Source organism: Mesorhizobium sp. M7A.T.Ca.US.000.02.2.1 (assembly GCF_003996995.1).
Classification (GTDB): domain Bacteria; phylum Pseudomonadota; class Alphaproteobacteria; order Rhizobiales; family Rhizobiaceae; genus Mesorhizobium.
Genome location: NZ_RZTT01000165.1, coordinates 1 through 12,340, shown reverse-complemented (window position 1 = coordinate 12,340; position 12,340 = coordinate 1). Strand labels below are relative to the sequence as shown.

The window sequence follows — 12,340 nt, the reverse complement described above, 5'->3', positions numbered from 1 at the left end:
GACGAAGATCGACTGCCGCGACGGGACCAATGCGGCGGGAGCCGACTGCGCCAAGAACGGCAATGACACAAAGGGCGGATCGGAAGCAGGCCAATCCGGCGCCGTCTTCCTGCCGGCGCTGATCGTCGACCTGTTTCCCAACCCGGCGGCGTCTCCAACACCGGTGCCGACGCCCCGGCCGGCACCCGCGACGCTGCCTGCCGATGGTCAAGCCGGCCCCCCGCCTGGCGGCCCGATCGTCTCGCCGACCGATCTCATCGCGGTACAGCCGCCGCGCGCGGTGGTTGGCGATTTCGTGCCCGACGAGGTGCTGGTGACCGTCGACGGCGATGCCGGCGCTGTCCAGCAGATCGCCGCCTCCTTCGGCCTGCAGGTGCGCTCGCAGCGCCAGTCGCTTTTGCTTGGCACCACGCTGGTGCGCTTCGGCATTCCCGACGGCCGGCCCGTCGGCGTCGTGCTGGCGCAACTGGCCGCCGACGGCCGCACCCAGCGGCGCGAGCCCAATCACGTCTATTCGCTGCAGCAGGCCGCCGGCATCGTCAACTATGCGTTCGATCGTATCGCGCTCGATGCCAAGCAGGCGAGCGGCGAAAACGTCCGCATCGCGGTGATCGACACTGGCATCGACGACACCAACCCGGCGCTGTCGGGCGTCATTGCCGGGCAGTTCGACGCCATGCCCGACGTGCCGATCGAAAAGCGCGATCACGGCACGTCGATCGACGGGCTGATCGCCGGCGTCGGCACCCTGGAAGGCATGGCGCCGGGCGCAAAGATCTATCACGCCCGCGCCTTCGAGGGCGGCAAGTCGACCATGGACGTCATCCTGTCGGCGCTCGACTGGGCGGCGGAACAGGACGTGCGCATCATCAATATGAGCTTCGTCGGGCCGAAGAACGATTTGCTCGGCGTCGCCTGCCGCAATGCCCGCGCACTCGGCATGGTGCTGGTCGCCGCAGCCGGCAACAACGGGCCGAAGGCGCCCTATGGCTATCCGGCGGCTTTCGATGGTGTCATCGCAGTCACCGCCACTGATGCCAAGGACGGGCTGATGCCGCAGGCCAATCGCGGCGCCTATGTCTTCATCTCGGCGCCCGGCGTCGAGATGGTGGCGCCGAGCGGCGGCGGTTCGGACGTGGTCACCGGCACCTCGTTTGCGGCGGCGATCGTGAGCGGCGCCATCGCCAATCTCATCCATGCCGCGCCCGATCGCTCGGCCGACGACATCGAGAAGGCGCTCGCGGCGACGGCCAGGGATCTCGGCCCCAAGGGACGCGACGATGATTTCGGCTACGGCCTGCTGGACATCAAGGCGGCGGCGAGTGAATAAGGTCAGTCAAAGTGGGTTTGGGTCAAAACTCTATCAACTGACTGCCGTCAATGGCTGAGATGGGTGGGCAGCGGAAGCCCGAGGCTGGCACCGAGCAGCAACTACATTAACCAGAAACAGTCATCCGCCACCGTTGTCGAATGACCGGGATGAGGCCGGAAGCTGACGGTCGGCTTTCAACTGTTAAAGGGGTGGAAGCGGACTTTCAGAACTTGGGGAGCATCGACGCGATCTGACCCATTCCGGTCATTCCCAGAGCATTTCGGCGTCTCCAAAGCGGACACTCAAACCAAGCCGGCGCTGATGACCTAAGCGGACATCTTGTCGAGAGAGCATTCCGTTCAGATTCGTGGGTGGAAGGTCCGGCGCGTTGCCATTCCGAGTAACACCGCCCCTCTAGCTGTGCCATAACACGGTCGCGCACACTCGCGTCCGAAGCAGGACTAGAATAGGCTGGAGCCAAAGCCGCTTGGACCGACCAGGGAAGGCGCAGGGCACGTATGGAGCGACGGCTTACAGCAATACTTGCTGCCGACGTGGTTGGTTACAGCCGCCTCATGGGCGAGGACGAGGTAGGAACGCTTGAGGGACTGAAGAGCTGCCGTCGCGAACTGATCGACCCCGAGATCAAGAAACACCACGGCCGCATAATCAAGCTAATGGGCGACGGCGCGCTCGTCGAGTTCGCCAGCGTCGTCGATGCCGTCCAGTGTGCTGCTGTGATCCAGCGCCGGATGGTCGACCGCAACAAGGGTATTCCCGAAGCCCGGCAGCTCCGGTTTCGGATCGGCGTCAATCTCGGCGACGTCATCGTAGAGGGCGACGACATCTATGGAGATGGCGTGAATATCGCGGCGCGCCTGGAAGCGATGGCCGAGCCAGGCGGTGTTTGCATCTCCGGGACGGCGTTCGATCACGCGGTGCACAAAGTGGATGTCGGCTTTGCGGATCTCGGAGGGCAGCGCCTCAAAAATATCGCCGATTCGGTTCGCGCCTATCGGGTTCTGCTCGATCCCGGAGACGCGGGGAAGATCTTAGCGGCGCCACGCCGGCCAGGTTCGCCCATCATGATTTTGGCAGGAGTAGCAGCGCTGCTCGTCGTCTTGCTTGCAGGCATTTTTGCATGGCAATGGCAAAAACTCTCCGCGCTCGAAAAGCCATCCATTGCAGTACTGCCGTTTACGAACCTGAGCGGCGATCCTGGCCAGGACTATTTTGCCGACGGCATCACTGAAGATTTGATCACCGATCTTGCGAAGCTTTCCGGGCTCGATGTGATCGCCCGTAACTCCGTCTTCGCCTACAAAGGAACCTCCCCCGTTTTGGCAGATATTGGGCGTGACCTTGGCGTGCAATTTGTCGTTGACGGCAGCGTGAGGCGGACCGGCGATCAAATCCGCCTCAACGCGCAGCTCATCGATATCGCCACTGGCGACAATCTATGGGCTAATCGGTTCAATCGCGGCATCGCGGACGTGTTTGCGGTCCAGGACGAGATGAGCCGGGAAATCGCCAAGGCGCTTGGCGTCCAAGCTTCGGCAGCCGAGAGAGAGCGAATGGCACGCCCGCCGACTGCAAATCTCGAAGCCTATGATACCTACCTCCGTGCGGAGCGGGAGGCGCGCACCGGTCGAGGCGACGGATTGCGCGAGGCGCTTGCGCTGTATGAGAAGGCGCAGAAGCTCGACCCCACCTTCGCCGAGGCCTTTGCCGCCGACGCACGGCTGAGTGTCTATCTTTGGCGGACTGCCTCCGATGATATCATTCAGAGCGCGCTTGCGCGAAAGAGAGCATATGAGAAGGCAAGCCGTGCTTTGGAGCTCGATTCGGATTTTTCATCGCCCTACGCCGTTCTCGGGATTATGCAGGTCATGGATCGCCGCTATGAAGATGCGATCACCTCGGCGGAGCGTGCTGTCGCATTAGGCTCCGGAGACGCTGCGACGCAAATTGCCGTTGGTTATATCCAGCTGTTCGCCGGCAACCATAACAAAGCGGCATTGGCGGTCGAGACGGCATTGAAACTTGATCCCAATCTGGCTCCGATAGACCGGGAGGTTGTCGGGGTTGTCTTGCTTTTGCTCGGGGACATCAGGAAAGCCATTGAGACTCTCGAGCGCGCTCGCGACGATGCTCCAGAGGCGGGCAGCCTGAGGATTCTGCTCGCAGCTTCCTATGCCCGCGCCGGCCGCACAGAGGACGCCAAAGCGGCGATTGCGGACGGCCTCCGGCTGGTGACGAAGACCGAATCCTTGGCTCGACTGCGGTCGTTGGACGCGTTTCGGAATCACTATGCCCATCTTCGCAACGCTGAAGATTTGGCACCGCTCATCGACGCCCTCCGTCTGGCAGGACTTCCCGAATGGCCGTTCGGCTTCACCGCCGACGAACAGGACCGGTTGAACGGTGCGGAAATCGCATCTTTTGTTGTTGGCAAGACCTTGAAAGGCAACCTCGAACCGGACGGGCTTCCAGCCATTATGCAGATAGAACAGGACGGCACGGCAGTCTTCCGAACGATGACACGAATGCTCACCGAGAGGGTCTACGTCGATCGCGACCTCTTATGTGAGCATAGCGAAAATATGTTTGGGCGGCCCATCTGTGGTCCCGTCTACAGACGCAGGGACGCTGCCGGCAACGGGTATTCGTATGTCAATACAGGTATGGTGTTTCACTTCGTGACAGTGAATTGAGCTCGCAAGACTCAGGGGTTATTGATCAAGTTCCAATCCGGCACATCGACTGCCAACTTTGCTTCGACGATCGGCCATTTTGCATCGCCCTTCGGAACAAGATCATCGGCATTGTCCGCAAAGGCGGCCGCGTTCCCTTCGTCGTAGATCAAGTAGAGCTTGCCATCGATGATCTTGAATGCTTCCGGATCGACATTGACGGTGACGGATTCGTGGAGTGCGACCTCGCCCGCGCAGTAACCACCGTATTGAGGAGCGTATTTGGCAGGTTCGCTCATGAACATTTCCTTGTGTTCCTTGCTGGCGAAATGCCACGGCGTGCCAAGCCACTCATAGGAAAAGTCTTCGGAACCCTTCACGGCCTTGCCATCGGTGAAATAAGCGACCGTGTCGTAGCCCATGATCGCCACTCCGCCGAAGTAGCCGGTATTCACCGAGTCGGCCAAGGCAGAGCCTGCACCGGCCATCAACGTGAGCGCACATATGACTGCCGACGCCGAATTGGAAACCAGTCTAGTCGATCTGTTCATCTGCGTTCTCCGTTCAATCGTGGATAGCTTCGCACTTCGCAGCGTTCGCTTCGCCAAGGACGTTCGCCTGGCACGTCGCGCCATGCCGTTTGAATAGTTTTATGATGTCGGTATTGCCTTTCCAGAACGCGCGGGTAATCGGCATGTAGCCATGACCCTCGGCATGGTTCACATCCGCACCTTGCGCAATGAGGAATTCTGCGAGTTCTACATGGTTTTCCTCACCCGCTATCACCAAGGGTGTGACCCCAGACTTGTTAGCCGAGTCTTCGAGCACCGCCCCCTGTTCGAGCAACAGCTTGGCGACTGGGAGACTTCCAGAAAAGGCAGCCGCGTGGAGGGGGGTAAACCCACCGGAATTGCGCGCCATGACGTCGGCGCCCTTGCTCAGCAGGAATTCCGCAATGGGAAGCTGATCGTCGAGAGCAGCAGCGATGAGGAGCGTTGCCTGGTCGCGTGCCCGGCTGTCGACGTCGGCACCGCCCGCCAAGGCTTGCTCCACGGCATTCTTGTCGCCGGCGGTGATGGAGTCGAACAACGGCTCACCTGCGACTACTCTTGTAGCCGCCAATACCAGCATAGTAAGTGCCAGCAGTCCGCGCATCATGTAGAATAGCATATTAGCTTCGACTTATACAAGCTGCAATAGGCTCGTCGGGGCAAATGCCGGGGGACAGCGCGGCCGGATGTCTGCTTCCGGTCGGTCACGTGGCCCACCTCAACGGCTGGCTTGAGGCGCGTAGCGGCCACTAGCGTCGTGGAAGACGGACGTAGGCTTTGGGTCGAGCTCGATCGCTACAGGTGATTAAGTTCGGACCTCAGCCAGGCGCCCCTGCCACCGATCCCCGGACCACCAGGTCGACCGGCCAGACCTCGCCTCGCGCCCCCTCCTCCAGTCCTGAAATCCGCGCCGCCAGCCGCTCGGCGACACGGGCGCCGGCGAGACGGATCGATGAACGCGTCGTCGACAGCGGCACCGAGAAATTCTCCGGCCTCAGCCAGGGGAAGACGTCGTCATGGGCGATCAGCGAGACATCGCCGGGAATGCTCAGGCCGAGGTCGCGCACCGCGCGCACGACGCCCAGCGCCATGATCAGGCTGGAGCAGGCGATCGCCGTCGGCGCGTCGTCCTCTTCCAGCAAACGCCTGGTGGCGCGATAGCCGTTCTCCTCGGTCATATCGACCGAGCAGACATGGCGTTCGCTCAATGACAGTCCGCTCGCGGCGAGCGCCCGGCGCACGCCGCGTTCGCGATGGATGGCGAAGGTCTCGCGGTCGTCACCGTTGATCAACGCCAGCCGCCGATGACCGAGTTGGATCAGCAGCCTGGCCGCCTCGTGGAAGGCGCCCTCATTGTCGATGTCGGTAAAGGCATAGTCGAAATCGAAACCTTCGCTGCGGCCATGGACGATGAAGGGAATGCCGAGCGTGTTGACCAGCGCCACGCGTCGGTCCGCGGGCCTTGGAGAGGAGATATAAACAGCGTCGACCTGCCGGTTGGCGACGATGCGCCGGTAGGTCGTCTCCTGGTCGTCGGCGTCGGCCGGCGACAGCACAAGATCGAGCTCGTGCGAGCGGGCATAGTCACCAAGGCCGGACAGGAACTCGACGAAATGCGGATCGATGTCGACGGACGCACCGGTCGGCAGGACATAGCCGATCATGCCGGTCTTGCCGGTCGCCAGCCGGCGCGCGCTCGGATTGGGACGATAGCCATGGCGCTTGGCGGCATCCATGACACGCCTGCGCGTCTCCTCGTTGACCTCGGGATAGCCGTTCAGCGCACGGCTTACCGTGGTTTGCGAAAGTGCCAGCATATGGGCGAGCTGCTTGAGGTTCACGAAAGGTCTCCATTCCCTCAAAGCGCTTTTAAACTCGACCCAAGTGCCAGCGGGGCCGAGCCATACCAAGGCGAACCATAGACGCGGTTCGGGCGTGTTTGAAACAAAAACTGCTGCTGCATCGCCATAATAGTATGTTGCAGCGCACTTTCAGGGGGGCAAATGCGCGAACCTAAATCGATTAATCCGCCGGCCTCTTGACTTCCCAGCAATTCAATGGCGTGATCGAGAAAGCCAAAGCGCTTTGGAAGACTCTTCGAAAGGTTGCGGTTCCTTTCCGACTGAGTCACAGTCCTGCGGCGTCGGCGGGCGGAATGGAGGTTCCGTCCGGTGTGTGAGACCCACTGGGAGGAATACCGATGAAGAAAATGCTTTTGCTGGGTGCTGCGTTTGCCACGTTCGCCCTGAACGCGCCCGCGCAGGCCGAACTGAAGTTCAAGCCCGGCGAAGACAAGCGCTTCAACTGGGCGAACTACGAAGAGCTCAAGAAAGTCGACCTCAAGGGTGAGACGCTGTCGATCTTCGGACCGTGGCGCGGCGAGGACGAAGGCCTGGTGCGTGGCGTTCTCGACTATTTCTCGGAAGCCACCGGCGTCGAGATCAAATACTCCTCCTCGGAGAATTACGAGCAGCAGATCGTCATCGACACGCAGGCCGGCAGCCCGCCGAACATCGCCGTGCTGCCGCAGCCGGGTCTTATCCAGGACCTGGCGTCGAAGGGCCTTTTGACGCCGCTCGGTGAGGACACCGCCAAATGGGTCAAGGACAATTACGGTGCCGGCCAGTCATGGGTCGATCTCGGCACCTTCAAGGACAAGGACGGCAAGCCGGGCTTCTTCGCCTTCCCTTACAAGGCCGATGTGAAGTCGCTGGTCTGGTATTCGCCGGATAATTTCGAGGAAGCCGGCTACAAGGTGCCGAAAACGCAGGAAGAACTTGCCGATCTCGAAAAGAAGATCATCGCCGATGGCGGCAAGCCGTGGTGCATCGGCCTCGGCTCCGGCGGCGCCACCGGCTGGCCGGCGACCGACTGGGTCGAAGACCTGATGCTGCGCACCCAGCCTCCGGAGGTCTACGACAAATGGGTGAAGAACGAGATCCCGTTCAACGACCCCGCAGTGGTCAACGCCATCGACATTTTCGGCAAGATCGCGACCGACGACAAGATGGTCGACGGCGGCGCCAAGGCGGTTGCGGCGACCGATTTCCGCGATAGCCCGAAGGGCCTCTTTTCGGTGCCGCCGAAATGCTACCTGCACCACCAGGCATCGTTCATCCCGACCTTCTTCCCGGAAGGCACCAAGGTCGGCCAGGACGCGGACTTCTTCTACTTCCCGCCTTATGCCTCCAAGCCTGAACTGGGCACGCCCGTGCTCGGCGCCGGTACGCTGGCGATGATCACCAAGGACAGCAAGAGCGCGCGCGCATTCATCGAATTCCTGAAGATGCCGCTCGCCCACGAGATCTGGATGGCCGAAGGCGGCTTCGTGACGCCGCTCAAGTCGGTCAACAAGGATGCCTATGCCAGCGACGCGCTGAAGAAGCAGGGCGAAATCCTCGCCAATGCCTCGACTTTCCGCTTCGACGGTTCCGACCTGATGCCTGGCAAGATCGGCGCCGGCGCCTTCTGGACCGGCATGATCGACCTGGTCGGCGGCAAGTCGGCGCAGGACGTCGCCACCGACATCCAGAAGAGCTGGGACGCGATCAAGTAGCGGTCGGCACGTAAGCGACCACCATTCTCGCCCTGGATCCGGACCGCACTGGCCCGGATCCGACGGCGGCCCGTGCCGCAGCCTTTCGTCATGAGCGCATTGACATGAAGCGCGATCGGCAATGTGCGCAAGCCGCCGATGACGCGCTCCAAACACTGAATCGGCGCCTGGTCCCCGTCACCAAGGTCATTCCTTGTCGGGTCATGCGCAGGGGGAGAGGGACCCATGGCGGCTCAGATTTTCTCGGCCATAACAGTCATCATCGTCGGGGTCGGCGGTTGCGTCGCCTATTTCTGGGGCGCCAACAAACTGGTCGACCTGATATTCCCGTCACGCGGCGTCGCGGGTGCCGCGGCCATCGACAATCTGCGCCGGCAAGGGCTGGTCAGGCCATGGCTGTTCGTCGGCCCGGCGATGATCATCCTCACCATCTACCTGATCTATCCGGTGGTCGAGACGCTGCGGCTGTCGTTCCTCGATCGCAGCGGCATCAATTTCGTCGGCCTGGCGAACTATGAATGGGCGTTCGGCGATCGCGAGTTCCGCAACTCGATCCTCAACAACATCATCTGGCTGGCGGTGGTGCCGGCCGCCTGCACCTTCCTCGGGCTGATCATCGCCGTGCTCACCGACAAGATCTGGTGGGGCACGATCGCCAAGAGCCTGATCTTCCTGCCGCTGGCGATCTCCTTCGTCGGCGCCAGCGTGATCTGGAAATTCATCTACGAGTATCGGGGCGACGGCCAAACGCAGATCGGCATCCTCAACGCCATCATCCAGCATTTCGGCGGCCAGCCGCAGGTCTGGATATCGCTGCCGTTCTGGAACAATTTCTTCCTGATGATCATCCTGATCTGGATCCAGACCGGCTTTGCCATGGTCATCCTGTCTTCGGCCCTGCGCGGCATTCCCGAGGAAACGCTGGAAGCCGCCGTCATCGACGGCGCCAATCCGTTCCAGATCTTCTGGAAGATCATGGTGCCGCAGATCTGGGGCACCATCGCGGTGGTCTGGACCACGATCACCATTCTGGTGCTCAAAGTGTTCGACATCGTGCTGACCATGACCAACGGCCAGTGGAACAGCCAGGTGCTGGCCAATCTGATGTTCGACTGGATGTTCCGCGGCGGCGGCGATTTCGGCCGCGGCGCCACCATCGCCATCATCATCATGATTGCCGTCATTCCGATCATGGTCTGGAACATCCGCCAGGCGAACAAAGAGACGGGAGAACATTGAGATGGCTCTCGCGACCGGAAATTCCTTCGCCAGCCGCTTTGGCGTCCACATCGCCGTGCTCATCTTCGTCGCGATCTGGACCATACCGACCCTCGGCATCCTGGTCTCGTCGCTGCGCGACAAGAACCAGATCATCGCCTCGGGATGGTGGAACTCTTTCGCCAGTTCCACCCAGACGGAAGCCGGCCGGCTGCCGCCCGCCTCGGCGCAAGTCGAGAAGGACGGCAAGTTCGTCCTCGAAGGCAATATCTTCGGCGACGGCGCCAAGCGCGACATCAGCGCCTTCGGAGTCAAATCGGCGACACCGACGCAATATCCCGCCGGCACCACAGCCGATCTCGGCGACGGCGTGACCTTGCAGCTCAATGCCGACGGCAGCTTCATCATGCAGTCCCCGAAAGCGTTCGAAGGCGATCGCGGCCAGCGCGTCTATTATGCTTCGTCGGCGCCGCCGAAATTCACCACCGACAATTACAGAACCGTGCTGTTCTCCGAAGGCATCGGACGGTCATTCATGAATTCCCTGACCGTCACCATTCCGGCGACCGTCATCCCGATCCTGATCGCCGCCTTTGCCGCCTATGCGCTGGCCTGGATGCGGTTTCCCGGCCGGGCGCTGCTGATCGCCGTCATCATCGGCTTGCTGGTGGTGCCATTGCAGATGTCGCTGATCCCGCTGTTGAAACTCTATAATGGCGTCGGCGCTTTCTTCGGCATGCCGTCGAAGACCTATCTCGGCATCTGGCTGGCGCATACCGGCTTCGGCCTGCCCTTCGCCATCTACCTGCTGCGCAGCTACATTGCCGGCCTGCCGCGCGAAATCATGGAATCGGCGCGCATCGACGGCGCCAGCGATTTCGAGATCTTCGTCAAGATCGTCTTGCCGCTGTCGTTCCCGGTGCTGGCTTCGTTTGCCATCTTCCAGTTCCTGTGGGTATGGAACGATCTGCTGGTGGCGATGGTTTTCCTCGGTACAGAGGCAGACCAGATCGTGCTGACCGCCAAGCTCAACGCGCTGTTGGGCTCGCGCGGCGGCGACTGGGAGATTCTGACGACATCGGCTTTCGTGACCATCATCGTGCCGCTGATCGTGTTCTTCTCGCTGCAGCGCTATTTTGTCCGCGGGCTGCTTGCCGGCTCGGTGAAAGGAGGCTGAGACGATGCAATCCGCTTTGAAGGCCAGCTCGAAGCCTGACACCATCGATCGCGACTGGTGGCGGGGCGCGGTGATCTACCAGATCTACCCGCGCAGCTACCAGGACTCGAATGGCGACGGCATCGGCGATCTCAAGGGCATCATAGGCCGCCTCTCCTACATCGCCGCACTCGGCGCGGATGCCATCTGGATCTCGCCGTTCTTCAAGTCGCCGATGAAGGATTTCGGCTATGACGTGACGGATTACTGCGATGTCGATCCGATGTTCGGCACGCTGGCCGATTTCGACGCGCTGACCGCCGAGGCACACAGGCTGGGCTTGAAGGTCATGATCGACGAGGTGCTGTCGCACACTGCCGACAGTCATCCCTGGTTCAAGGAAAGCCGGTCGAGCCGCAGCAACCCGAAAGCCGATTGGTACGTCTGGGCAGACGCCAGGCCGGACGGCACACCGCCCAACAACTGGCTGTCGATCTTCGGCGGCTCGGCGTGGCAATGGGACACCAGCCGCCAGCAATATTACATGCACAATTTCCTGGCCGAACAGCCCGACCTCAACTTTCACAACCACGAAGTCCAGGACGCATTGCTCGACGTCACCCGCTTCTGGCTGGAACGCGGCGTCGATGGTTTCCGGCTCGATACCATCAATTTTTACTTCCACAGCCAGGGCCTGGAAAACAATCCGCCGCTGCCGCCGGAAGAGCGCAACGACCAGACCGCGCCGGCGGTCAACCCCTACAACTACCAGGACCATCTCTACGACAAGAGCCGGCCCGAGAACCTCGGCTTCCTCGAACGGTTCCGTGCCCTGCTCGATGAGTATCCGGCAACCGCAGCGGTCGGCGAGGTCGGCGATTCGCAGCGCGGGCTTGAAGTGGTTGCCGCCTACACCGCAGGCGGCAAGCGCGTGCACATGTGCTACTCCTTCGATTTCCTGGCGCCGGAAAAGATCAGCGCGGGCAAGGTCCGCTCGGTGCTGGAATCCTTCGGCAAAGTCGCCAGCGACGGCTGGTCGTGCTGGGCCTTCTCCAACCACGACGTGATGCGCCCGGCCTCGCGCTGGGCCGCCAATGAGGCCGACCCGACCGCCTACCTCAAGGTCATCTCGGCGCTGCTGATGTCGTTGCGCGGTTCGGTCTGCATCTACCAGGGCGAGGAGCTTGGGCTCGGTGAGGCAGAGCTGCGGTTCGAGGATCTGCAGGATCCCTACGGCATCCGCTTCTGGCCGGAATTCAAGGGCCGCGACGGCTGCCGCACGCCAATGGTGTGGGATGGCAGCGCCAAGAATGGCGGCTTCTCCCAGGCAAAGCCCTGGCTGCCGGTGCCGGCCAAGCATCTGGCGCAAGCGGTCAATGTCCAGCAGGGCGACGAGGCTTCGCTGCTCGAGCACTATCGGCGCTTTCTCACCTTCCGGCGTGCCCATCCGGCGCTGGCCAAGGGCGACATCACCTTTATCGAAAGTGAGGGAGATACCGTCGCCTTCACGCGCCGCGCAGGCAACGAGCAGATCGTCTGCGTCTTCAATTTGGGAGCCGGGCCGGCCAAGGTTGACCTTGGCGGCCGATCGCTGCAACCTCTGCCCGGGCACGGATTTTCGGGGCAGGCGAACAGCGGTTCCATCGAGCTTGGCGGCTACGGCGCCTGGTTCGGGCGTCTCGACTGAATTTCCAATCACTGGAGGAAACCAATGGCCGATGTCAGGCTAAGACAAGTGAAGAAGTCCTACGGCAATCTGAACATTCTCCACGGCATCGATCTCGATATCAAGTCGGGCGAGTTCATCGTCTTCGTCGGCCCGTCGGGCTGCGGCAAGTCGACATTGCTGAGGTC

11 protein-coding genes are annotated in these 12,340 nt (G+C 61.6%); 7 read left to right on the top strand and 4 right to left on the bottom strand.

Going from position 1 to position 12,340, the window contains the following annotated elements; all coding sequences use genetic code 11:
* A partial coding sequence (locus tag EOD15_RS17060) for a S8 family serine peptidase (protein ID WP_245463693.1) occupies positions 1-1,330 on the top strand: 1,330 nt, incomplete at its 5' end.
* A gap of 500 nt (positions 1,331-1,830) precedes the next feature.
* Entirely contained in the window at positions 1,831-4,026 is a 2,196-nt protein-coding gene (locus tag EOD15_RS17055; RefSeq protein ID WP_127320818.1) for an adenylate/guanylate cyclase domain-containing protein, read from the top strand.
* A gap of 11 nt (positions 4,027-4,037) precedes the next feature.
* Here EOD15_RS17055 and EOD15_RS17050 read toward each other — a convergent pair whose 3' ends face one another.
* The 4 genes from EOD15_RS17050 to EOD15_RS17035 form a co-directional block, all read right to left on the bottom strand.
* Positions 4,038-4,556 carry a YHS domain-containing (seleno)protein gene (locus tag EOD15_RS17050; protein WP_127320817.1) on the bottom strand — a complete coding sequence of 173 codons (519 nt, stop codon included), beginning with the start codon at positions 4,554-4,556 and terminating at the stop codon, positions 4,038-4,040.
* A 13-nt stretch (positions 4,557-4,569) separates the two neighbouring features.
* A complete protein-coding gene (locus tag EOD15_RS17045; RefSeq protein WP_127320823.1) occupies positions 4,570-5,160 on the bottom strand; it encodes an ankyrin repeat domain-containing protein in 591 nt (196 codons plus the stop codon).
* Positions 5,161-5,374: 214 nt separating this feature from the next.
* A complete protein-coding gene (locus tag EOD15_RS17040) occupies positions 5,375-6,397 on the bottom strand; it encodes a substrate-binding domain-containing protein (protein ID WP_127289688.1) in 1,023 nt (340 codons plus the stop codon).
* A 17-nt stretch (positions 6,398-6,414) separates the two neighbouring features.
* On the bottom strand, positions 6,415-6,687 hold the full coding sequence (locus EOD15_RS17035; protein ID WP_127323059.1) for a hypothetical protein: 273 nt from the start codon (positions 6,685-6,687) through the stop codon (positions 6,415-6,417).
* A gap of 69 nt (positions 6,688-6,756) precedes the next feature.
* On the opposite strand from EOD15_RS17035, the gene EOD15_RS17030 reads away from it, so the two are divergent.
* From EOD15_RS17030 to EOD15_RS17010, 5 genes are all read left to right on the top strand, one after another.
* The gene (locus EOD15_RS17030; RefSeq protein WP_127323058.1) at positions 6,757-8,112 is read left to right on the top strand and encodes an ABC transporter substrate-binding protein; all 1,356 of its coding nucleotides are present in this window, start codon (positions 6,757-6,759) and stop codon (positions 8,110-8,112) included.
* Between the two features lie 225 nt (positions 8,113-8,337).
* Positions 8,338-9,351: a sugar ABC transporter permease gene (locus EOD15_RS17025; protein ID WP_127408658.1), complete on the top strand. Its 1,014-nt coding sequence runs from the start codon at positions 8,338-8,340 to the stop codon at positions 9,349-9,351.
* Position 9,352: 1 nt separating this feature from the next.
* Complete coding sequence (locus EOD15_RS17020; RefSeq protein ID WP_127322264.1) at positions 9,353-10,507, top strand: carbohydrate ABC transporter permease; 1,155 nt, start codon at positions 9,353-9,355, stop codon at positions 10,505-10,507.
* 4 nt (positions 10,508-10,511) lie between these two features.
* Complete coding sequence (locus tag EOD15_RS17015; RefSeq protein ID WP_127322265.1) at positions 10,512-12,173, top strand: alpha-glucosidase family protein; 1,662 nt, start codon at positions 10,512-10,514, stop codon at positions 12,171-12,173.
* A gap of 24 nt (positions 12,174-12,197) precedes the next feature.
* Positions 12,198-12,340, top strand: a 143-nt coding sequence (locus EOD15_RS17010) for an ATP-binding cassette domain-containing protein (protein ID WP_127408657.1), incomplete at its 3' end; no start/stop codon positions are given.